The organism is Kitasatospora sp. NPDC088346, assembly GCF_044740765.1.
Lineage (GTDB): Bacteria > Actinomycetota > Actinomycetes > Streptomycetales > Streptomycetaceae > Kitasatospora.
Map to the genome: position 1 here is coordinate 151,510 of NZ_JBIURH010000004.1, position 22,601 is coordinate 174,110.

A 22,601-nucleotide genomic window follows, 5' to 3' on the forward strand; every position below is an offset into this window, starting at 1 on the left:
CCCGTTGCGGGGGCATCACCGTCGCGGTCAGCCGACCGTCCAGGTGTCGCTGCCGGACAGCAGGGACGCCAGGTCGCCCTCACCCCGCTCGGCGACGGCCCGCTCCAACTGCTCGGCCATCAGCGTGTCGTAGACCGGGCGGCGGACGTCCCGCAGGACACCGATCGGGGTGTGGTGCAGGGTGTCGGCGTCGGCGAGCCGGGTGAGCGCGAAGGCGGTGGCGGGGCTCGCGGTGCCGGCGTCGTGCACCAGCACCCGGGCCTCGTTCTCCGGGGTGAGCTCGGCGACGGTCAGCCCGCCGTCCGGCCCGCGGAACACGCCCTTGCCGGCGAAGGTCACCGACCGGCCCTGCTCCAGCCGGATCAGCGCCTCGTCCCGGGTGCCCGGCTCCTTCAGGATCTCGAAGGCACCGTCGTTGAAGATGTTGCAGTTCTGGTAGATCTCCACCAGCGCGGTGCCCTCGTGCTCGGCGGCCGCGCGCAGCACCGACTGCAGGTGCTGGCGGTCGGAGTCGATGGTGCGGGCGACGAAGGTCGCCTCGGCTCCGATCGCCAGCGAGAGCGGGTTGAACGGCGCGTCCAGGGAGCCCATCGGCGTGGACTTGGTGATCTTCCCCAGCTCGCTGGTGGGCGAGTACTGGCCCTTGGTCAGCCCGTAGATCCGGTTGTTGAAGAGCAGGATCTTGAGGTTGACGTTGCGCCGCAGGGCGTGGATGAGGTGGTTGCCGCCGATGGACAGCGCGTCGCCGTCCCCGGTCACCACCCACACCGACAGGTCGGGCCGGGAGGCGGCCAGCCCGGTCGCGATCGCCGGGGCGCGGCCGTGGATGGAGTGCATCCCGTAGGTGTTCATGTAGTACGGGAAGCGCGAGGAGCAGCCGATCCCGGAGACGAAGACGGTGTTCTCCCGGCGGATGCCCAGCTCGGGCATGAACGCCTGGACGGCGGCGAGGATGGCGTAGTCGCCGCAGCCAGGGCACCAGCGGACTTCCTGGTCGGTCTTGAAGTCCTTGGCGCTCTGCGGAGCGTCGGCCTTGGGGACCAGGTCGAGGGAGCGGAACTCGGTCACCGCTGCTCTCCTTCCAGGGTACCGATCGCGGCGGACAGCACGTCCGCCAACTGGGCCGCCTTGAACGGCAGTCCGCGCACCTGGTTGTACGACTGGGCGTCCACCAGGTACTTGGCGCGCAGCAGCAGGGCGAGCTGGCCGAGGTTCATCTCGGGCACGATGACGCGCTCGTAGGAGCGCAGCACCGCACCGAGGTTGGCGGGGAACGGGTTGAGGTTGCGCAGGTGGGCCTGGGCGACGTGGCCGCCGTCGGCGCGGACCCGGCGGACGGCGGCGGCGATCGGGCCGTAGGTGGAGCCCCAGCCCAGCACCAGGACGCGGGCCCGGCCGGTGGGCCCCTCCTGCCCGTTGCCGGGCGGGGTGGGAGGGTCGTCGACCTCCAGGTCGGGCACGGCGATGCCGTCGATCTTGGCCTGGCGGATCCGGACCATGAAGTCGTGGTTGGCCGGGTCGTAGGAGATGTTGCCGGTGCCGTCCTGCTTCTCGATGCCGCCGATCCGGTGCTCCAGACCTGCCGTGCCGGGCACTGCCCAGGGACGGGCCAGGGTCTGCGGGTCCCGCTTGTACGGCCAGAAGGCCTCCGAGCCGTCCGGCAGCACGTGGTTCGGGCCGGCGGCGAACTCGACGGAGAGGTCCGGGAGTTCCTCCACCGGCGGGATCCGCCACGGCTCCGAGCCGTTCGCCAGGTAGCCGTCCGAGAGCAGGAAGACCGGGGTGCGGTAGGTGAGCGCGATCCGGGCCGCCTCCACCGCCGCGTCGAAGCACTCCGCGGGGGTCGCCGGGGCCACGATCGGCACCGGGGCCTCGCCGTTGCGCCCGAACATCGCCTGGAGCAGGTCCGCCTGCTCGGTCTTGGTCGGCAGCCCGGTGGACGGGCCGCCGCGCTGGATGTCCACCACCAGCAGCGGCAGTTCCAGCGAGACCGCGAGGCCGATCGTCTCCGACTTCAGCGCCACGCCCGGCCCCGAGGTCGTGGTGACGCCGAGCGCCCCACCGAACGCCGCCCCGAGCGCGGCGCCGATGCCGGCGATCTCGTCCTCGGCCTGGAAGGTCCGCACGCCGAAGTTCTTGTGCCGGCTCAGCTCGTGCAGGATGTCCGAGGCCGGGGTGATCGGGTACGAGCCGAGGAACAGCGGCAGGCCGGCCAGGCGGGCCGCCGCGATGAGGCCGTAGGACAGGGCGAGGTTGCCGGAGATGTTGCGGTAGGTGCCGGCCGGCAGCCGGGCGGGCGGGACCTCGTAGGAGACCGCGAAGTCCTCGGTGGTCTCACCGAAGTTCCAACCGGCCCTGAAAGCGGTGATGTTGGCCTCGGCGACGGCCGGTTTCCGGGCGAACTTGGTGCGCAGGAAGGACTCGGTCCCGTGCGTCGGCCGGTGGTACATCCAGGACAGCAGCCCGAGCGCGAACATGTTCTTCGCGCGCTCGGCGTCCTTGCGGGCGAGGCCGCTGTCCTTGAGCGCCTCCAGGGTCAGCGTGGTCAGCGGGACCCGGTGCAGGTGGTAGGCGTCCAGGGAGCCGTCGCCCAGCGGGTCGGCGGCGTAACCGACCTTGGTCAGCGCCCTCTTGGTGAATTCGTCGGTATTGACGATGATCTCCGCGCCGCGCGGCAGATCCGCCAGGTTGGCCTTCAGTGCGGCCGGGTTCATCGCCACCAGAACGTTCGGCGCGTCGCCCGGGGTCAGAATGTCATGATCGGCAAAGTGCAACTGGAAACTGGACACTCCGGGAAGGGTCCCGGCGGGTGCCCGGATCTCCGCCGGAAAGTTCGGCAGCGTGGAGAGGTCGTTCCCGAAGGACGCCGTCTCCGAGGTGAACCGGTCACCCGTGAGCTGCATACCGTCGCCGGAGTCACCCGCGAAGCGGATGATCACACGATCCAGACGTCGAATCGGCTTGGCAGGTCTTCCACTGATACCGGACCGGGTGGCGGACTCCTGGCCGCCCTCCCCGTCCGAGCCGTCCACTGCTGCTGACTGATCGACCTGACTGGTCACTGCCGCGGACCTCCTCGTGGCGCCAGCCGCGGGCGTGAGCCGTGTGCCCCGTCCGCCTGGTGCACCAATCCGCATCCTAAGCGGGCCGGGCCCGGCGGGAGGGGAACTCCGACTCATGGACCGCACCGTCTCGCCCGGATGCCGCTCCCCCGTCCGGTACAACGCCGGCGGGGGCGCCGCTCATCCCCCGGTCGGCCGCCGGCTCCCGGTCCGCCGCCCGGCTCCCGGCCTGCGGCGCATCCCCCCGGTCAGGAGTTCAGGTAGGTCAGCACGGCCAGCACCCGGCGGTGGTCGGCCGGGCTCTGGGCCAGGCCCAGCTTGGCGAAGATGTTGGAGACGTGCTTCTCCACCGCGCCGTCCGAGACCACCAGCTGCCGGGCGATCGCGGTGTTGGTCCGGCCCTCCGCCATCAGCCCCATCACCTCCCGCTCGCGCGGGGTGAGCCCGGCCAGCACGTCGCCCTTGCGGCTGCGGCTGAGCAGCTGCTGCACCACCTCCGGGTCCAGCGCGGTACCGCCCCCGGCCACCCGCTCCACCGCGTCCGCGAACTCCCGGACCTCGGCGACCCGGTCCTTGAGCAGGTACCCGACGCCCCGGGTGGAGCCCGCCAGCAGCTCGCCGGCGTAGCGCTCCTCGACGTACTGGGACAGCACCAGCACGCCGAGGCCGGGGTAGAGGCCGCGCAGCGTGACGCAGGCCCGGACGCCCTCGTCGGTGTGGGTCGGCGGCATCCGGACGTCCGCCACCACGACGTCCGGGAGCTCGCCGGCGGCGGCCAGCTCGCCGACGGTCCTGAGCAGCGCCTCGCCGTCGCCCACGCCGGCGACCACCTGGAGGCCGCGGTCGGTGAGCAGCCGGGTCAGGCCCTCCCGCAGGAGTACGGAGTCCTCGGCGATGACGACGCGCAGCATGGGGCGGCCCTTCAGGAGGTACGGGATCTTGATCGGCCCGAACAGTCTCCCGCATCGGCGCGCCCGGCCGCCCCGGAACGGCCGACCCCGGGCCCCGCCCGGGGCGCTCTCGGCCGGCGCCCGCTACATGGTGCGGATGGCGACCGTGTCGCAGAGCTCCTGGAGGGCGGCCTTGGCCGGGCACTCGGGGAGCGGGTCGAGGAGCGCGCGGGCCTCCTCGGCGTAGCGCAGCGTCTCGCGGCGGGCCCGCTCCAGCGCGGGGTGCCGGCGCAGCAGCCGCAGGGCCTCGGCGTGGCGGTCGTCGTCCGTGGCGAGGTCGGTGTCGAGGAGCTCCCGCAGGCGGGCGTCCTCGGGGTCCGCGGGGTCGGCGGGCATCTGGCGGAGCAGGAGGACCGGCAGGGTCGGCACGCCCTCGCGCAGGTCGGTGCCGGGGGTCTTGCCGGACTCGTGACCGTCGCTGGCGATGTCGAGGACGTCGTCGGCGAGCTGGAAGGCGGTGCCGATGCGCTCGCCGTACTGGGCGAGGAGGTCGACCACCCAGGGCTCGGCGCCGGACATCAGCGCGCCGAAGCGACAGGAGACGGCGACCAGCGAGCCGGTCTTGCCGGCGATGACGTCCAGGTAGTGCTGGAGCTCGTCGTCGCCGGGCCGGGGGCCGGCGGTCTCCAGGATCTGGCCGGTGACCAGGCGCTCGAAGGCGTCGGACTGGATCCGGACGGCCTCCGGGCCGAGGTCGGCGAGGACCTGCGAGGCGCGGGAGAAGAGGAAGTCGCCGGTCAGGATGGCGACCGAGTTGTCCCAGCGGGAGTTGGCGCTGGGGGCGCCGCGCCGGACGGGGGCCTCGTCCATCACGTCGTCGTGGTACAGCGTGGCGAGGTGGGTGAGCTCGACGACCACGGCGGCGGGCACCACGCCGGGGGCGTACGGGTCGCCGAACCGCGCGGCGAGCATGACCAGCAGCGGGCGGAAGCGCTTGCCGCCGGCCTCGATCAGGTGGCTGGCGGTGATCGTGATGAACGGGACCTCGCTCTTGACGGCCTCGACCAGCGAGGTCTCCACGGCGTCCATCCCGGCCCGGACGTCGCGGGTCAGATCGCGGTCCTGCACGCTCAGCCCGAAGGGCCCCACGACGGTCACGAAGACCACTCCTGTCCCTGGTCGATCAAGCGGGCTGGTTCCCTGAGCGCCGCCGTTGCACGTACAAGGCAGCGTATCCGGTCGGGAGTGGATCACTGCACGGGCGTGCCCGCCCGCAGCCCAGGACCGTGGGTCGCGGGCGGCGGGCGGGCACGGCCCGGGCGGTGCCCGCCGGGCCCTGTCCGGCCGATCCTGCCGGGCCCCCGACGAGATCGACCGGACCGGACCTAGCGGACGAAGACCGAGGCCTTCGAGGCCAGGTCGATGAAGTACTGCGGCAGCAGTCCGAGCCCGAGCGTGACCAGGACGCCGACGCCGATCGCGGTGGCGGTGAGCGGGCTGGGCACGGCCACCGCCGGGCCGTTCGGCTGGGGGTCGGAGAAGAACATCAGCACGATGACCCGGATGTAGAAGAACGCGGCGACGGCGGAGCTGAGCACACCGACGATCACCAGCGGGGTGGCCCCGCCGGCCGCCGCGGCCTGGAACACCGCGAACTTCCCGGCGAAGCCACTGGTCAGCGGAATCCCGGCGAAGGCCAGCAGGAAGAGCGCGAAGACCGCGGCGACCAGCGGCGAGCGCCGGCCGAGCCCGGCCCAGCTGGACAGGTGGGTGGCCTCACCCTTGGAGTCCCGGACCAGGGTCACCACGGCGAACGCGCCGAGGGTGACGAAGGAGTAGGCCAGCAGGTAGAACAGGACCGCGCCGAGCCCCTGCCGGTTGGTGGCGATCACGCCGGTCAGGATAAAGCCGGCGTGCGCGATCGAGGAGTACGCCAGCAGCCGCTTGACGTCCTGTTGGGTCACCGCGAGGATCGCGCCGACCACCATGGTGAGAATCGCCACACCCCACATGACGGGCCGCCAGTCCCAGCGCAGGCCGGGGAAGGCCACGTAGAACAGCCGCAGGAGGGCTCCGAAGGCGGCCGTCTTGGTCGCCGCCGCCATGAAGCCGGTGACCGGGGTGGGCGCGCCCTGGTAGACGTCCGGGGTCCAGGAGTGGAACGGCACCGCGCCGACCTTGAACAGCAGGCCGACGCTGAGCATGGCCAGGCCGATCAGCAGCAGCGCGTCGTTCTGGGTGGTGGTGGCGAGGGCCGGGGTGACCGGGGCGACGCCCGACACCACGTCCGCGATGTCGCCGAGCCGCACGCTGCCGGCGTACCCGTACAGCAGCGCGGTGCCGAACAGGAAGAACGCCGAGGCGAAGGCGCCGAGCAGGAAGTACTTGACCGCGGCCTCCTGCGAGAGCAGCCGGCGGCGGCGGGCGAGCGCGCAGAGCAGGTAGAGCGGGAGGGAGAAGACCTCCAGCGCCACGAACATGGTCAGCAGGTCGTTGGCGGCGGGGAAGAGCAGCATGCCGCCGACGGCGAACAGGGTGAGCGGGAAGACCTCGGAGGTCCGCAGGCCGGCCCGGGTCGCCTCGCGCTCCTGCTCGCCGCCGGGGACGGCCGAGCCCTGGGCCGTGAAGGCGTCCACCGCGTGGCCGTTCAGGCGCGGCTCCAGCCGGCCCTCGGCGAAGGTGAGCACCGCCAGGACGGCGGTGAGCAGGATGACGCCCTGGAGGAACAGCGCCGGGCCGTCGATGGCGACCGCGCCCATCGCCAGCAGGCCGGCCTTGGTGGTGGCGTGGCCCTGCGCGGCGAGCACCACCACCGCGGCGAAGGCGCCGACGAGGCCGAGCAGGGCGATGCCGAGCTGGGCGCCGTGCCGCATCCGGCGGGGCAGGAAGGCCTCGGCCAGGATGCCCGCCAGCGCGGCGCCGAAGACCACCAGCATCGGGGAGAGCTGGCCGTACTCGACGTGTGGTGCGGGGATGCTGGGGCTGTTGCCGCCGGCGGCGGCCAGCCAGTGGGTGGCGCTCACTCGTGCTCACCTCCGGTGGTGGCGGCGACCGGGTGGGCCGGCGCCGGGTCGGTCTGGTGGACCTGGGAGAGGGTGGCGTCCACGGCCGGGTTGACGATGTCGGTGAGCGGCTTGGGGTACACGCCGAGAAGGATGGTCAGGGCCACCAGCGGGGTGACCACGGCCAGTTCGCGCAGCTTCAGGTCGGGCAGCTGCCGGACGCCCTCCTTGACCGGTCCGGTCATGGTGCGCTGGTAGAGCACCAGGGCGTAGAGCGCGGCGAGCACGATGCCGAAGGTGGCGATGATGCCGATCACCGGGTACCGGGAGAACGTCCCGACCAGGACCAGGAACTCGCTGACGAACGGGGCGAGTCCGGGCAGGGACAGGGTGGCCAGGCCGCCGATCAGGAAGGTGCCGGCCAGCACCGGGGCGACCTTCTGGACGCCGCCGTAGTCGGCGATCAGGCGCGAGCCGCGGCGGGAGATCAGGAAGCCGGCCACCAGCATCCACGCGGCGGTGGAGATGCCGTGGTTGACCATGTAGAGCGTCGCGCCGGTCTGGCCCTGGCTGGTCATCGCGAAGATGCCCATGATGATGAAGCCGAAGTGCGAGATCGAGGCGTACGCGACCAGGCGCTTGATGTCCTTCTGGCCGACGGCCAGCAGCGCGCCGTAGACGATGGAGACCAACGACAGCACCAGGATCGCCGGGGCGAAGGTCTTCGAGGCGTCCGGGAACAGGCCGAGGCAGAACCGCAGCATCGCGAAGGTGCCGACCTTGTCGACCACCGCGGTGATCAGCACCGCGGTTCCGGCGGTGCTCTCGCCCATCGCGTTCGGGAGCCAGGTGTGCACCGGCCACAGCGGGGCCTTGACGGCGAAGGCGAAGAAGAAGCCGAGGAACAGCGCCTTCTGGGCGACCGGGTCGATCACCAGCTTGCCGTCGGCGATGGCGCCGGTCAGGGTCGGCAGGTCGAAGGTGGCGAAGCCCTGGTCCTGCCCGATCACGTACAGCCCGATCACCGCGGCCAGCATGACCAGGCCGCCGAGCAGGTTGTAGAGCAGGAACTTGACCGCCGCGTAGGAGCGCTGGGCCGCCGAGTCGGGGCCGCCCGCCCGGTCGCCGAAGCCGCCGATCAGGAAGTACATCGGGATCAGCATGGCTTCGAAGAAGACGTAGAACAGGAAGACGTCGGTGGCCAGGAAGGAGACGATCACCATCGCCTCGACCGCCAGGATCAGGGCGAAGTAGGCCTGGGTGCGCCGGCGGTTCTCGAAGCTGCCGTCGGCGGCGGGTCCGGCCCCCTCCTTCCCGGCCGCGGGCGGGGAGGCCGGATCGGCGTCGTGCCAGGAGGCGAGCATCACCAGCGGCACCAGGACGGCGGTGAGCAGCGTCAGCACCGCGCCGATGCCGTCCACGCCGAGCGAGAAGCTGATCCCGAAGGAGCGGATCCAGCTGTACGACTCGGTGAGCTGGTAGCGGGCCCCGCCCGGCTCGAAGCGCGCGGCCACCAGGGCGGTGAGCGCCAGGGTGGCGGCCGAGACGGTGATCGCCACCAGTTTGGTGGTGCGGCGGCGCGCGTCGGTGGTGCCCGCGGGCAGCGCCGCGGTGAGCACGGCGCCGACGGCGGGGACGGCACAGGTGGCGGTCAGCAGGTGGCTCATGGCCGGCCTCCCGGGTATCGGACAGGAGTCATCACACTGACCTCATCAGGAGAGTGGTGGCGACCAGCACCAGCGTGCCGCCGAACATGGAGAGCGCGTACGAGCGGACGAAGCCCGTCTGCATCCGGCGCAGGCGGCCGGAGAGCCCGCCGACGGTGGCGGCCAGGCCGTTGACGAAGCCGTCGACGGCCTTGCTGTCGAAGAAGACCAGCGAGGCGACCAGGCCGGTGCCCGGGCGGACCAGCACCGCGTGGTTGATCTCGTCCTGCATCAGGTCGCGGCGGGCGGCCCGGGTGAGCAGGGAGCCGACCGGCGGGGTGACCGGGACGGGCGCGCGGCCGTACATGGCGTACGCGACGCCGACGCCGACCACCATCAGCGCGGTGGTGACCAGGGTGACGGTCAGCGGGGTCAGCGGGGAGTCGCCCTCGGCGTGGCCGGTGACCGGCTCCAGCCAGTTGACGAAGGAGTTGCCGAGGGTGAACAGCCCGCCCGCGAAGACCGAGCCGAAGGCCAGGATGATCATCGGCACCGTCATGGTGGACGGCGACTCGTGCGGGTGCGGCTGGTGGCCCTCGTCGTCGGTCTTCCAGCGCTTCTCGCCGAAGAAGGTCAGCAGCATCACCCGGGTCATGTAGAACGCGGTGACCGCGGCGCCGACCAGCGCGCAGGTGCCGAGGATCCAGCCCTCGGTGCCGCCCTTGGCGAAGGCCGCCTCGATGATCTTGTCCTTGGAGAAGAAGCCGGACAGGCCGGGGAAGCCGATGATCGCCAGGTAGCCGAGGCCGAAGGTGACGAAGGTGATCGGCATGAACTTCCGCAGACCGCCGAAGTGACGCATGTTCACCTCGTCGTCCATGCCGTGCATCACCGAGCCCGCCCCGAGGAACAGCCCGGCCTTGAAGAAGCCGTGGGTCACCAGGTGCATGATCGCGAAGGCGTACCCGATCGGGCCGAGGCCGGCCGCGAGGATCATGTAGCCGATCTGCGACATGGTCGAGCCGGCCAGCGCCTTCTTGATGTCGTCCTTGGCGCAACCGACGATCGCACCGTAGAGCAGGGTGACCGTGCCGACCACCACCACGACCAGCTGGGCGTCGGGCGCCAGGTTGAAGATGGCCGAGGAGCGGGTGATCAGGTAGACGCCGGCGGTGACCATGGTGGCCGCGTGGATCAGGGCCGAGACCGGGGTCGGGCCCTCCATCGCGTCGCCGAGCCAGGACTGCAGCGGCACCTGGGCCGACTTGCCGCAGGCCGCCAGCAGCAGCATCAGGCCGATCGCGGTCAGCTTCCCCTCGCTCGCGTCGCCCGCGGCGCCGAAGACCGGGCCGAAGGCGAAGCTGCCGAACTGGGTGAACATCAGCATGATCGCGATCGACAGCCCCAGGTCGCCGACCCGGTTGACCAGGAAGGCCTTCTTGGCCGCCGTGGCCGCGCTGGGCTTGTGCTGCCAGAAGCCGATCAGCAGGTACGAGGCGAGCCCCACCCCCTCCCAACCGACGTACAGCAGCAGGTAGTTGTTGGCCAGCACCAGCAACAGCATGGCGGCCAGGAACAGGTTGAGGTAGCCGAAGAAACGGCGGCGGCGCTCGTCGTGGGCCATGTAGCCCACCGAGTACAGGTGGATCAGGGTGCCGACGCCGGAGATCAGCAGCACGAAGACGATGGACAACTGGTCGAGCTGGAAGGCGACGTCGGCCTGGAAGCCGTTCACCGGGATCCAGCTGTACAGGGTCTCGGTCAGCGTCCGGTCCTCGCCGGAGCGGCCGAGGAGGTCCGAGAAGAGCGCGAGCCCGAGGCCGAAGGAGACGGCGGCGAGCAGCGTGGCCAGCCAGTGGCCGAACCGGTCCAGCCGGCGGCCGCCGAGCAGCAGCAGGGCGGCACCGGCCAGCGGGGCCGCCACGAGCAGCGGAATGAGAGAGTTCACCGAAGGCCCTCCGCCTACAGCTTCATCAGGTTGCTGTCATCGACCGAAGCCGAGTGCCTGGTCCGGAAGATGGACACGATGATCGCCAGTCCGACCACGACCTCGGCCGCGGCGACCACCATGGTGAAGAACGCGATGATCTGGCCGTCCAGGTTGCCGTGCAGCCGGGAGAAGGTGACCAGGGCCAGGTTCGAGGCGTTGAGCATCAGCTCCACGCACATGAACAGCACGATCGCGTTCCGCCTGATCAGCACACCGGACGCGCCGATGGTGAACAGCACGGCCGCGAGGTAGAGGTAGTTGACGGGGTTCACTCCGCCTCCTCCTTCACGTCCTTGGTGGGCACGGTCTCCAGCTGCCGGCGCGGGCCGGCGACCTGCGGCCGGGCCGAGGACGGGCGGCCCAGCCAGTCGGCGGTGCTCTCCTCCAGCTCGGCCATCCGCTCCAGCATCGGCCGGCTGACGTCGCGGATCTGGCCGCGCTCGCGCAGGGTGGCCATCACCGAGTCCTCGGCGACGGTGCCGTCCGGCAGCAGGCCCGGGACGTCCACCGCGTTGTGCCGCGCGTACACGCCGGGGGCCGGCATCGGCGGCACCTGGATGTTGTCGCGCACCCGCTGGGCGGCCAGCTCGCGCTGGGTGCTGGCGGCGTGCACCCGCTCGCGGTGGGTCAGCACCATGGCGCCGATCGCCGCGGTGATCAGCAGCGCGCCGGTGACCTCGAAGGCCCAGACGTACCTGGTGAAGATCAGTCGGGCCAGGCCCTGCACGTTGCCCTCGGCGTTGGCCTCGCCCAGGCCGGTGAAGTGGTCCAGCTTCGCGTTGGCGATCCCCGCGACCAGCAGCACCCCGAAGCCGAGCCCGCAGACCACCGCGGCGAACCGCTGGCCCTTGAGCTGCTCCTTGAGCGAGTCCTCCGAGGTGACGCCGACCAGCATGACCACGAAGAGGAACAGCATCATGATCGCGCCGGTGTAGACGACGATCTGGACCACGCCCAGGAAGACCGCGCCCTGCGCCAGGTAGCAGACCGCCAGCGCGAGCATCGTGGCGGCCAGGCAGAGCGCGCTGTGCACCGCCTTCCTCATCAGCAGCATGCCCAGTGCGCCACCGACGGCGATCACGGCGAGGACCCAGAACTGGACGGCCTCTCCGGTGGAGGTCATGACTGCACCTCCTTCTCGTGGTCGGTGCGTTCCTGCTGGACGGTGCCGGGCGCCGCCGCGGTGATCTCGCCCCGGTAGTACGCGCCCTCGTCGGCGCCCGGGAAGATCGAGTGCGGCGAGTCGACCATGCCCTCGGTCAACCCGACCAGCAGCTGTTCCTTGGTGAAGATCAGGTCGGCCCGGGTGGAGTCGGCCAGCTCGTACTCGTTGGTCATGGTCAGCGCCCGGGTCGGGCAGGCCTCGACGCACAGCCCGCACAGGATGCAGCGGGCGTAGTTGATCTGGTACACCGCGCCGTAGCGCTCACCCGGCGAGTAGCGCTCCTCGTCGGCGTTGTCCGCACCCTCGACGTAGATCGCGTCGGCCGGACAGGCCCACGCGCACAGCTCGCAGCCGACGCACTTCTCCAGGCCGTCCGGGTGCCGGTTCAGCTGGTGGCGGCCGTGGAACCGCGGGGCGGTGGGCTTCTTCTGCTCCGGGTACTGCTCGGTCAGCCGCTTCTTGAACATGGCCTTGAAGGTCACGCCGAAGCCGGCGGCCGGGCCGAGGATCGACGGCTTGTCAGCACTCTTGTCCGACATATCGGTTCAGCTCCCCTCGGAGTGGTCGGCCCCGTTGAGGGCGTCCTGGAGTTGCGGGGCCCGGCTGCGCCTGCGCGGCACCGGCGGAAGCTCCTGCCCGGGCAGCGGCGGCACCGGGTACCCGCCCGCCAGCGGGTCGAACTCGGCCCGCACCGTGGGCACTTCGGGCTCGGCCTTGCGCGACACCACGTCCCGTACCAGGGCCAGCAGCAGCAGCACCGCGATGGGTGCGCCGACGTACAGCACCACCTTGCCGAAGTCGTAGCCCTCGTTGCGCAGGGCCCGGACACTGGCCACCATCACCAGCCAGACCAGCGAGACCGGGATCAGGACCTTCCAGCCCAGCTTCATGAACTGGTCGTAGCGCAGCCGGGGCAGGGTGCCGCGCAGCCAGATGAAGAAGAACAGCAGCAGCTGGATCTTCAGGGTGATCCACAGCAGCGGCCACCAGCCGTGGTTCGCGCCCTCCCAGAAGGTCGAGACCGGCCACGGAGCCCGCCAGCCGCCCAGGAACAGCGTGCTCGCCACCGCCGAGACGGTCACCATGTTGACGTACTCGGCCAGCATGAACATCGCGAACTTCAGCGAGCTGTACTCGGTGTTGAAGCCACCGACCAGTTCGCCCTCGGCCTCCGGGAGGTCGAACGGCGCCCGATTGGTCTCGCCGACCATCGCGATGATGTAGACGATGAACGACACCGGCAGCAGCACCGCGAACCAGGTCGGCTGCTGCGAGGCGACGATCTCCGAGGTGGACATCGACCCCGAGTAGATGAACACCGCCGCGAAGGACAGGCCCATCGCGATCTCGTACGAGATCATCTGCGCGGCCGAGCGCACCCCGCCGAGCAGCGGGTAGGTGGACCCGGAGGACCAGCCGGCCAGCACGATGCCGTAGATGCCCACCGAGGCGGTGGCGAGGATGTACAGCAGGGCGATCGGCAGGTCCGTGAGCTGCATCGGGGTCCGGGTGCCGAAGATCGAGATCTCGTCGCCGGCCGGGCCGAAGGGGATCACCGCGAAGGCCATGAAGGCCGGGATGGCGCTGACGATCGGAGCCAGGATGTAGACCGCCTTGTCGGCGCCCTTCACCACCAGGTCCTCCTTCAGCGCCAGCTTGACGCCGTCGGCCAGCGACTGGAGCAGACCCCACGGGCCGTGCCGGTTCGGGCCGATCCGCAGTTGCATCCAGGCGACGACCTTGCGCTCCCAGACGATCGCGATCAGCACCGTCAGGACCAGGAAGGCGAAGACGAAGACGGCCTTCAGCAGCACCAGCCACCAGGGGTCGCGGCCGAAGAAGCCCAGGGTCTCGTAGGCGGCAAGCATCATTCCTCCTCGGCCGGGGCGATGGTGACCAGGTGGCCGACGGTGGTGCCGAGGGCGCGGTGCGCGCCGCCGGGGGTGGAGTTGAGGGGGAGCCAGACCGTCCGGTCCGGCAGCTCGTCGGCGAGCTCCAGCGGGAGGACCAGCGAACCGGCCGGGCCGGTGATCCGCACGGCCCGCTCGGCGCCGATCTCCTTGGCGGTCACCGGCGACAGCCGGGCGAGGGCCGGGTGCCGGGTGCCGGCCAGGTGCGGGTCGCCCTCCTGGAGCGAACCGTTGTCCAGCAGCAGCCGGTGACCCGCCAGGACGGCCTGGCCCGCGGCCGGCCGGGGCAGCGGGGCGGGGTGGACCGCCGGAGCGGTCGGCCGGTCGCCCTGCCAGGGGGCGAACCGGTCCAGCTCCAGCCGGGCCGCCCGGACGTCCGGCAGGCCGAGCGGCCGGCCGAGCGCGTCGGCGAGCATGTTCAGCACCCGCACGTCCGAGTGCACCTGGCGCTGCATCAGCTGGTCGGCCTTGAGTGCCGACTCGAACATCCGCACCCGGCCCTCCCAGTCCAGGAAGGTGCCGGCCTTCTCGGCCACCGCGGCGACCGGGAGCACCACGTCGGCGTGGTCGGTGACGGCCGACGGCCGCAGCTCCAGCGAGAGCACGAAGGACGCCCGGGTCAGTGCCTCCTCGGCCAGCGCCGGGTCGGCCAGGTCGTCCAGGCCCACCCCGCCGAGCACCAGCGCGGTCAGGTCGCCCTGCACGGTCGCCGCCAGGATCTGGTCGGTGTCCCGACCCAGCCGGGCCGGCAGGTCGGCGACGCCCCACACCTCGGCGGCCTCGGCCCGCGCCGCCGGCACGGAGACCGCCCGCCCGCCGGGCAGCAGCCCCGGCAGGGCGCCGGCCTCGACCGCGCCGCGCTCCCCCGCCCGGCGCGGCACCCAGGCCAGCCGGGCACCGGTCACGGCCGCCAGCCGCAGCGCGGCGCTCAGCCCGCCGGGGACGGCCGCCAGCCGCTCGCCCACCAGGATCACCGAGCCCGCGGCGCGCAACTGGTCGGCCGCGCGGCCCGCGTCGTCGGCGAGCACCTCGTCACCGGCCAGCGCCGTCAGCCACTCGGCCTCGGTGCCGGGCGCCGCCGGCAGCAGCGCACCGCGCAGCTTGCCCAGACCCCGGGTGGCGTGCGAGGCGATCGCGTAGACCTTCAGCCCGGCGGCCCGGTTGGCCTTGCGCAGCCGCAGGAAGACGATCGGCGCCTCCTCCTCGGGCTCCAGGCCGGCGAGCAGCACCGCCGGGGCGGCCTCCAGCGCGGCGTACGAGACGCCCGTGCCGTCCAGGTCCACCCCGTGGCCGGCGACCGCGGCGGCCAGGAAGTCCGCCTCCTCCCCGCTGTGCGGGCGGGAGCGGAAGTCGACGTCGTTGGTGCCGAGCGCGACCCGGGCGAACTTCGCGTAGCCGTACGCGTCCTCGACCGTCACCCGGCCGCCGGTGAGCACGCCCGTGCGGGCTCCGCGCAGCCCCTCGGCGGCGGCGGCCAGGGCCTGCGGCCAGGAGGCGGGGGCGAGTTCACCGCTCGCGTCGCGGACCAGCGGGGTGCTGAGCCGGTCGCGCTGCTGCGCGTACCGGAAGGCGAACCGGCCCTTGTCGCAGTTCCACTCCTCGTTGATCTCGGGCTCGTTGCCCGCCAGCCGGCGCAGCACCTTGCCGCGGCGGTGGTCGGTGCGCTGCCCGCAGCCGGCCGAGCAGTGCTCGCACACGCTGGGCGAGGAGACCAGGTCGAACGGGCGCGAGCGGAACCGGTACGCGGCCGAGGTGAGCGCGCCGACCGGGCAGATCTGGATGGTGTTGCCGGAGAAGTACGACCGGAAGTCGTCGCCCTCGCCGGTGCCGACCTGCTGCAGCGCGCCGCGCTCGACCAGGTCGATGAACGGGTCCCCGGCGATCTCCTGGGAGAACCGGGTACAGCGGGCGCAGAGCACGCAGCGCTCGCGGTCCAGCAGGACCTGGGTGGAGATCGGCACCGGCTTCTCGTAGGTGCGCTTCATGCCCTCGAAGCGGGAGTCCGCGGCGCCGGTGGACATCGCCTGGTTCTGCAGCGGGCACTCGCCGCCCTTGTCGCAGACCGGGCAGTCCAGCGGGTGGTTGATCAGCAGCAGCTCCATCACGCCGCGCTGGGCCTTCTCGGCGACCGGCGAGCTGACCTGGGTGCGGACCACCATGCCCTCGGCGACCGGGATGGTGCAGGAGGCGACCGGCTTGCGCTGGCCCTCGACCTCCACGATGCACTGCCGGCAGGCCCCGGCCGGGGCGAGCAGCGGGTGGTCGCAGAAGCGCGGGATCTGGGTGCCGATCTGCTCGGCGGCGCGGATCACCAGGGTGCCCTTGGGGACCTGGACCTCCACGCCGTCGATGGTGAGCGTGACGAGGTCGGTGCTCGTCTCGGTGACGGTCACGCGTGCACCTCCCTCTCGGTGGCGGACTCGGGGGCGGGCGACCGGTCGGCCCACACCGTGGCGGCGGCCGGGTCGAAGGGGCAGCGGCGCTCGGCGAGGTGCTGCTCGTACTCGGCACGGAAGTGCTGCAGCGAGGAGACGATCGGGCTGGCGGCGCCGTCGCCCAGCGCGCAGAAGGACTTGCCGTTGATGTTGTCGGCGATGTCCAGCAGCTTCTCCAGGTCCCCGTCGACGCCCTCGCCGGCCTCGATCCGCTTGAGCAGCTGGACCAGCCAGTAGGTGCCCTCGCGGCAGGGGGTGCACTTGCCGCAGGACTCGTGGGCGTAGAACTCGGTCCACCGGGTGACTGCCCGGACCACGCAGGTGGTCTCGTCGAAGATCTGCAGCGCCTTGGTGCCGAGCATCGAGCCGGCCGCGCCGACGCCCTCGTAGTCCAGCGGGACGTCGAGGTGCTCGTCGGTGAACATCGGGGTGGAGGAGCCGCCCGGGGTCCAGAACTTGAGCCGGTGGCCGGCCCTGACCCCGCCGCTGATGTCCAGCAGCTGCCGCAGGGTGACGCCCAGCGGCGCCTCGTACTGGCCGGGGTTGGTGACGTGCCCGGACAGCGAGTAGAGGGTGAAGCCGGGGGACTTCTCGGTGCCCAGCGACTTGAACCAGTCCTTGCCGCGGGCCAGGATCGGCGGCACCGAGGCGATCGACTCGACGTTGTTGACCACCGTCGGGCAGGCGTACAGGCCGGCGATGGCCGGGAACGGCGGCCGCAGCCGGGGTTGGCCGCGGCGGCCCTCCAGGGAGTCGAGCAGCGCCGTCTCCTCGCCGCAGATGTACGCCCCGGCGCCCGCGTGCACGGTGATGTCGAGGTCGATGCCGGAGCCGAGGACGTCCTTGCCGAGGTACCCGGCCTCGTACGCCTCGGCGACGGCGGCGTGCAGCCGGCGCAGCACCGGGACGACCTCGCCGCGCAGGTAGATGAAGGCGTGGTCGCAGCGGATCGCGTACGACGCGATGATCATGCCTTCGATCAGGCTGTGCGGGTTGGCGAAGAGCAGCGGGATGTCCTTGCAGGTGCCCGGCTCGGACTCGTCGGCGTTGACCACCAGGTAGTGCGGCTTGCCGTCGTTCTGCGGGATGAACTGCCACTTCATGCCGGTCGGGAAGCCGGCGCCGCCGCGGCCGCGCAGGCCGGACTCCTTGACCAGGGCGATCACCTCGTCCGGGGACATCTCCAGGGCGGCCCGCAGCCCCTGGTAGCCCTCGTGGCGGCGGTAGGTGTCCAGGGTCCAGGGGCGGGTGTCGTCCCAGGAGGCGGAGAGGACCGGTGAGAGGAGCTTCTCGGCCGGCTCTGCGGAGGTCATCACGCTTCCGTCCCTTCGTGCCGGGGTGCAACCACCTTGGTGCCCGGGGTGCCGGGCAGGGCCTCGCCCCTGGCCAGCCGCAGGCCGGCCAGCGAGGGGGCGCCGCCGGCGCCGGAGGCGTCCACGGCGCCGGGGCGCTCGTCGGGGAAGCCGGCCAGGATCCGGGAGGTCTCCTTGAAGGAGCAGAGCCGGGCGCCGCGGGTGGGCTCCGGGTCCCGGCCGGCCCGCAGGTCGTCGACCAGCTTCCGGGCGCTCTCCGGGGTCTGGTTGTCGTAGAACTCCCAGTTGACCATCACCACGGGGGCGTAGTCGCAGGCCGCGTTGCACTCGATGTGCTCGATCGAGATCCGGCCGTCCTCGGTGGTCTCGTTGTTCTTCAGGCCCAGGTGGTCCTGGAGTTCGGCGAGGATCTGGTCGCCGCCGAGCACCGCGCAGAGCGTGTTGGTGCAGACGCCGACGTGGTAGGTGCCGGCGGGCTTGCGGCGGTACATCGTGTAGAAGGTCGCGACCGCCGTCACCTCGGCGGTGGTGAGCTCCAACTGCTCGGCGCAGAAGCGGATTCCGGTCGGACTGACGAAGCCCTCCTCGGCCTGCACCAGGTACAGCAGCGGCAGCAGCGCGGAGCGGGCCACCGGGTAGCGGCCGATCAGCTCGCGGGCGTCCGCGGCGAGGCGCTCCTGCACCTCGGCCGGGTACGGCTTGGCCGGCAGTGCCGGCAGACCGAGTTCTACGTTGGTCACCGGTCCACGCCTCCCATCACCGGGTCGATCCCGGCCACCGCGACGATCACGTCGGCGACCTGGCCGCCCTCGCACATCGCCGCCATCGTCTGCAGGTTGGTGAACGACGGGTCGCGGAAGTGCACCCGGTACGGCCGGGTCCCGCCGTCGCTGACCACGTGCACCCCGAGCTCCCCCTTGGGCGACTCGACCGCCGTGTACGCCTGGCCCACCGGGACCCGGAAGCCCTCGGTGACCAGCTTGAAGTGGTGGATCAGGGCCTCCATGGAGGTACCCATGATCGTGCGGATGTGGTCGAGCGAGTTGCCCAAGCCGTCCGGGCCGACGGCCAGCTGGGCCGGCCAGGCGATCTTCTTGTCGGCCACCATCACCGGGCCGGGCTTGAGCCGGTCCAGGCACTGCTCGGCGATCCGCAGCGACTGCCGCATCTCCTCCAGGCGGATCAGGAACCGTCCGTAGGAGTCGGCGGTGTCGGCCACGGCCACGTCGAAGTCGTAGTCCTCGTAGCCGCAGTACGGGTCGGACTTGCGCAGGTCGTGCGGCAGGCCGGTGGCCCGCAGGATCGGGCCGGTGGCACCGAGCGCCAGGCAGCCGGCCAGGTCCAGGTGGCCGACGTCGACCAGCCGGGCCTTGAAGACCGGGTTGTCGGTGGCCAGCTTGTCGTACTCGTGCATGCGCGAGCGGAGCAGCTTGATGCCCTCGCGGACCTGGTCCACGGCGCCGGGCGGGAGGTCCTGGGCCAGGCCGCCGGGGCGGACGTAGGCGTGGTTCATCCGCAGGCCGGTGACCAGTTCGAAGATGTCGAGGATGACCTCGCGGTCCCGGAAGCCGTAGATCATCAGCGTCGTGGAGCCGATCTCCATGCCGCCGGTGGCCAGCGCCACCAGGTGCGAGGAGATCCGGTTGAGCTCCATCATCAGGACCCGGATCACGGTCGCCCGGTCCGGGATCTGGTCGGTGACGCCGAGCAGCTTCTCGACGGCCAGGCAGTACGCGGTCTCGTTGAACAGCGGGGTGAGGTAGTCCATCCGGGTCACGAAGGTGGTGCCCTGGACCCAGTTGCGGAACTCCATGTTCTTCTCGATGCCGGTGTGCAGGTAGCCGATGCCGCAGCGGGCCTCGGTCACCGTCTCGCCGTCGATCTCCAGGATCAGCCGCAGCACGCCGTGGGTGGACGGGTGCTGGGGGCCCATGTTGACGATGATCCGCTCGTCGTCCGCCCGGGCGACGGCCTCGACCACCTCGCCCCAGTCGCCACCGGTGACGGTGAAGACCCGTCCCTCGGTGGTCTCGCGCGCACCTGCTTCGTAGTGAGTGGTCATCAGCTGTACGACCTCCGCTGGTCGGGCGCCGGGATCTGGGCGCCCTTGTACTCGACGGGGATGCCGCCGAGCGGGTAGTCCTTGCGCTGCGGGTGGCCCAGCCAGTCGTCCGGCATCATGATCCGGGTCAGCGCGGGGTGGCCCTCGAAGACCAGGCCGAAGAAGTCGTAGGTCTCGCGCTCGTGCCAGTCGTTGGTCGGGTAGACGCTGACCACGGACGGGATCCTCGGGTCGGCGTCCGGCGCGGTGACCTCCAGCCGCAGCAGCCGGCCGTGGGTGATCGAGCGCAGGTGGTAGACCGCGTGCAGTTCGCGGCCGCGGTCGCCCGGGTAGTGCACGCCGCTCACGCCGAGGCAGAGCTCGAAGCGCAGCGCCGGGTCGTCGCGCAGCGTGCGGACGGTCCTCAGCAGGTGCTCGCGGCTGATGTGGAAGGTGAGTTCGCCGCGGTCCACCACGGTCTTCTCGATCACGTCGGCCGGGTCCAGCCCCTGCTCCTCCAGCGCGCCCTCCAGCTCGTCGGCCACCTCGTCGAAGCCGTGGCCGTACGGGCGGACGCTCGCGGGGGGCAGCGCGATCGGCGCGGTCAGGCCGCCGAAGCCGGAGGTGTCGCCGGTGCCGAGGGCGCCGAACATGCCCTCGCGGCGCCCGACCACCTCGACCGGGAGCTCGGTCTGGTGGGCTTCCCTGCGGACGGCGGGGATGTCGCTGTCGCTCATCGCAGCAGCCCCCGCATCTCGCTGATCGGGGTGGCCTGGAGGGCGAACTGCTCCGCCTCCTCCTCGGCCCGGCGCTTGTTGACCCCGAGCTTCTCGTGCTGGATCTTGTCGTGCAGCTTGATGATCGCGTCCAGCAGCATCTCCGGGCGGGGCGGACAGCCCGGCAGGTAGATGTCCACGGGGACGATGTGGTCGACGCCCTGGACGATCGCGTAGTTGTTGAACATGCCGCCGGAGGATGCGCAGACACCCATCGAGATGACCCACTTGGGGTTCGGCATCTGGTCGTACACCTGGCGCAGCACCGGGGCCATCTTCTGGCTCACCCGACCCGCCACGATCATCAGATCGGCCTGGCGCGGGGAACCGCGGAAGACCTCCATGCCGAACCGGGCCAGGTCGTAGCGGCCCGCTCCGGTGGTCATCATCTCGATCGCGCAGCAGGCGAGCCCGAAGGTGGCGGGGAAGAGCGACGCCTTCCGCACCCACCCGGCGGCGGTCTCCACGCTGGTGAGCAGAAAGCCGCTCGGCAGCTTCTCCTCGATTCCCATCAGTTCCCTCTCAATGCGATCCAAGTCCGATGGCGATGACGCCCGTTCACCTTGCGCTCCGGTTCACAAGGCGGGCGCCGTCAGTCCCACTCCAGACCGCCGCGACGCCACACGTAGGCGTAGGCGACGAAGACGGTGGCGATGAAGAGGAGCATCTCGACCAGCCCGAAGATCCCCAGGGCGTCGAAGCTGACCGCCCACGGGTAGAGGAAGACGATCTCGATGTCGAAGACGATGAAGAGCATCGCCGTCAGGTAGTACTTGATCGGGAACCGCCCGCCGCCCATCGGCTGCGGGGTCGGCTCGATGCCGCACTCGTACGCCTCCAACTTGGCCCGGTTGTAGCGCTTCGGGCCGGTCAGTGAGGCCATCGTGACGGAGCCGACCGCGAACGCCGCCGCGATGGCACCGAGTACGAGGATCGGCGCGTAGGCATTCATAAGCCCCCGCTCCCTCCGTCCAGTCGTCCTTGACTGCAGATCGGAATCGCGCGATCACCGCAGGTGAACCCGTGATCCACTTACCGAGATCCATCCCATGTGAGTCAGTTCACAAAGCCTGGATCGAGCGCATCCTATGCCTGTCGGCTTGTGATCTGCGACACGCAGTTCCAGACGATCTTTGTGATCTACGACACCTGACAAACGATCACGTAGACGATCAAGTCGCAATCAATCAACACAGCGGAGGCAAATGGGCACAATCAGTCGCATTCAGCGGTGAAGCGACAGGTCAGAGGCCTTCGCCTATATCAACTCCACGACGCCCGAAGCAAATTTCAGCCGCCCCAGGTTGACGTGTTATAGGTCCTCACCCGCTCGGGTGGCCGGCCCGGTGCACGCGCTTGACCCTTTGTTCACAAGGGCACGAGGAGCGTCGCCCGCCACTCTCCGTCACCGCGGGCCACCGGATGCCACCGCCCCGCCGCGCGCCCAGACTGGAGGTACGGTCCGCCCCGCGCACCGATCGGAGGGCCTGCCATGCCCCTGCCGCTCTACGGCGTCGCCATCGGCACGTTCCACGACTTCACCCGGGACCCGCAGCACGAGTACGGCGCCTGGTACCACGGCCATCTGTCGCTGATCACTCCCGCCGGGACCTACGAAGCGGCCCTGGACGTCGACTCGCCGAGCGGCGTCGGGGTCGGCTACCGGCTGGTCACCGGCCTGGCCGGGGCCGACATCGCGACCGTCCGCGCCCTGCCGGACGGCTTCCACCCGCTGGCCCCGGCCCCCGAGACGGGCGCGCTCGACTACCAGCGCAGCCCGGTGCTCCGGGACCCGGGCTGGCTGCCGCCGTTGCGCAGGCTGGTCCAGCGGCTGGTCGAGGCGCTCCTGCACCCGGCGGTCGGCGCACCGGTGTACGGCCCCAACCTGGCGGACCGGCTGGCCGCGCTGCTCGCGTGCCTGCGGGCGAAGGTGCACCCGTGGGTGGCCAGCGACGGCGACAACGCGCTCGACGTGCTGGAGCCGCGGCTGCGCTCGGCGAGCCGGATCTACGTCTTCGGGCAGCGTTTCGCCGACGGCCTGGGCGTGCACGACGTGCACCTCAACCAGGGCGACCCGTACGGCAGTCAGTGGTGGGACACGGACGGGATCTGGCAGGACGGCGCGGTGCTCTGCGAGCAGCCGAACGGCCGGGTGACGGTCTGGCAGATCAAGTTCAACACCCAGCGGCTGCCGACCGACGCCCAGGGGCATCCGCTCTGAACCACCGCGGCGGGGACCCGCCGCCAGGTCCTTCACCGCCAGGTCCTTCACCGCCCGGGCCCTCTGTGCTCGGGCCTTCCCCGCCCGGGCCGGACCCGCGCGGGGACGGACGGAAGTGGCGCAGGAGTAGCGGCGGGAGGAGCGGGCATG

The 22,601-nt window shown here is 71.2% G+C and carries 19 protein-coding genes; 1 reads left to right on the forward strand and 18 read right to left on the reverse strand.

The features are described from left to right. Positions 1-27 precede the first annotated feature (27 nt). From ACIOFR_RS08470 to ACIOFR_RS08555, 18 genes are all read right to left on the reverse strand, one after another. Positions 28-1,068, reverse strand: coding sequence for a 2-oxoacid:ferredoxin oxidoreductase subunit beta (locus ACIOFR_RS08470; RefSeq protein ID WP_400993590.1), 1,041 nt, complete (start codon positions 1,066-1,068; stop codon positions 28-30). Next, positions 1,065-3,062 carry a 2-oxoacid:acceptor oxidoreductase subunit alpha gene (locus tag ACIOFR_RS08475; protein WP_400993593.1) on the reverse strand — a complete coding sequence of 666 codons (1,998 nt, stop codon included), beginning with the start codon at positions 3,060-3,062 and terminating at the stop codon, positions 1,065-1,067. Before ACIOFR_RS08475 ends, ACIOFR_RS08470 begins: the two co-directional genes overlap by 4 nt. 248 nt (positions 3,063-3,310) lie before the next feature. After that, on the reverse strand, positions 3,311-3,973 hold the full coding sequence (locus tag ACIOFR_RS08480; protein WP_400993596.1) for a LuxR C-terminal-related transcriptional regulator: 663 nt from the start codon (positions 3,971-3,973) through the stop codon (positions 3,311-3,313). Between the two features lie 123 nt (positions 3,974-4,096). Continuing rightward, the gene (locus tag ACIOFR_RS08485) at positions 4,097-5,110 is read right to left on the reverse strand and encodes a polyprenyl synthetase family protein (RefSeq protein ID WP_400993598.1); all 1,014 of its coding nucleotides are present in this window, start codon (positions 5,108-5,110) and stop codon (positions 4,097-4,099) included. Between the two features lie 227 nt (positions 5,111-5,337). Then, positions 5,338-6,975, reverse strand: a complete 1,638-nt coding sequence (gene nuoN, locus ACIOFR_RS08490) for an NADH-quinone oxidoreductase subunit NuoN (protein ID WP_400993600.1) — start codon at positions 6,973-6,975, stop codon at positions 5,338-5,340. Next, positions 6,972-8,621, reverse strand: coding sequence for an NADH-quinone oxidoreductase subunit M (locus tag ACIOFR_RS08495; RefSeq protein WP_400993602.1), 1,650 nt, complete (start codon positions 8,619-8,621; stop codon positions 6,972-6,974). Before ACIOFR_RS08495 ends, nuoN begins: the two co-directional genes overlap by 4 nt. A 31-nt stretch (positions 8,622-8,652) precedes the next feature. Next, positions 8,653-10,548: an NADH-quinone oxidoreductase subunit L gene (gene nuoL / locus ACIOFR_RS08500; RefSeq protein ID WP_400993604.1), complete on the reverse strand. Its 1,896-nt coding sequence runs from the start codon at positions 10,546-10,548 to the stop codon at positions 8,653-8,655. A gap of 14 nt (positions 10,549-10,562) precedes the next feature. Beyond that, entirely contained in the window at positions 10,563-10,862 is a 300-nt protein-coding gene (gene nuoK, locus ACIOFR_RS08505) for an NADH-quinone oxidoreductase subunit NuoK (RefSeq protein ID WP_400993606.1), read from the reverse strand. Next, complete coding sequence (locus tag ACIOFR_RS08510) at positions 10,859-11,713, reverse strand: NADH-quinone oxidoreductase subunit J (protein ID WP_400993608.1); 855 nt, start codon at positions 11,711-11,713, stop codon at positions 10,859-10,861. The genes nuoK and ACIOFR_RS08510 overlap by 4 nt, the downstream gene beginning before the upstream one ends. Further along, the gene (gene nuoI, locus ACIOFR_RS08515; protein WP_400993610.1) at positions 11,710-12,294 is read right to left on the reverse strand and encodes an NADH-quinone oxidoreductase subunit NuoI; all 585 of its coding nucleotides are present in this window, start codon (positions 12,292-12,294) and stop codon (positions 11,710-11,712) included. The genes ACIOFR_RS08510 and nuoI overlap by 4 nt, the downstream gene beginning before the upstream one ends. A gap of 6 nt (positions 12,295-12,300) precedes the next feature. Further along, positions 12,301-13,626, reverse strand: a complete 1,326-nt coding sequence (gene nuoH / locus ACIOFR_RS08520) for an NADH-quinone oxidoreductase subunit NuoH (RefSeq protein ID WP_400993613.1) — start codon at positions 13,624-13,626, stop codon at positions 12,301-12,303. Then, positions 13,623-16,058, reverse strand: a complete 2,436-nt coding sequence (locus ACIOFR_RS08525) for an NADH-quinone oxidoreductase subunit G (RefSeq protein WP_400993615.1) — start codon at positions 16,056-16,058, stop codon at positions 13,623-13,625. Before ACIOFR_RS08525 ends, nuoH begins: the two co-directional genes overlap by 4 nt. Continuing rightward, a complete protein-coding gene (gene nuoF / locus ACIOFR_RS08530; RefSeq protein WP_400993618.1) occupies positions 16,055-17,413 on the reverse strand; it encodes an NADH-quinone oxidoreductase subunit NuoF in 1,359 nt (452 codons plus the stop codon). Before nuoF ends, ACIOFR_RS08525 begins: the two co-directional genes overlap by 4 nt. Next, positions 17,413-18,153 carry an NADH-quinone oxidoreductase subunit NuoE gene (gene nuoE, locus ACIOFR_RS08535; RefSeq protein ID WP_400993621.1) on the reverse strand — a complete coding sequence of 247 codons (741 nt, stop codon included), beginning with the start codon at positions 18,151-18,153 and terminating at the stop codon, positions 17,413-17,415. The genes nuoF and nuoE overlap by 1 nt, the downstream gene beginning before the upstream one ends. Next, positions 18,150-19,475, reverse strand: coding sequence for an NADH-quinone oxidoreductase subunit D (locus ACIOFR_RS08540; protein WP_400993624.1), 1,326 nt, complete (start codon positions 19,473-19,475; stop codon positions 18,150-18,152). Before ACIOFR_RS08540 ends, nuoE begins: the two co-directional genes overlap by 4 nt. Continuing rightward, positions 19,475-20,191: an NADH-quinone oxidoreductase subunit C gene (locus ACIOFR_RS08545; protein WP_400993626.1), complete on the reverse strand. Its 717-nt coding sequence runs from the start codon at positions 20,189-20,191 to the stop codon at positions 19,475-19,477. The genes ACIOFR_RS08540 and ACIOFR_RS08545 overlap by 1 nt, the downstream gene beginning before the upstream one ends. Then, complete coding sequence (locus tag ACIOFR_RS08550; RefSeq protein WP_400993628.1) at positions 20,188-20,742, reverse strand: NuoB/complex I 20 kDa subunit family protein; 555 nt, start codon at positions 20,740-20,742, stop codon at positions 20,188-20,190. The genes ACIOFR_RS08545 and ACIOFR_RS08550 overlap by 4 nt, the downstream gene beginning before the upstream one ends. A gap of 80 nt (positions 20,743-20,822) precedes the next feature. Continuing rightward, positions 20,823-21,182 carry an NADH-quinone oxidoreductase subunit A gene (locus ACIOFR_RS08555; protein WP_371498686.1) on the reverse strand — a complete coding sequence of 120 codons (360 nt, stop codon included), beginning with the start codon at positions 21,180-21,182 and terminating at the stop codon, positions 20,823-20,825. Positions 21,183-21,722: 540 nt separating this feature from the next. Between ACIOFR_RS08555 and ACIOFR_RS08560 the strand changes: the two genes are divergently transcribed. After that, positions 21,723-22,451 (forward strand): DUF2278 family protein, encoded by a 729-nt coding sequence (locus ACIOFR_RS08560; RefSeq protein WP_400993630.1) that lies wholly within the window; start codon positions 21,723-21,725, stop codon positions 22,449-22,451. Positions 22,452-22,601 lie beyond the last annotated feature (150 nt).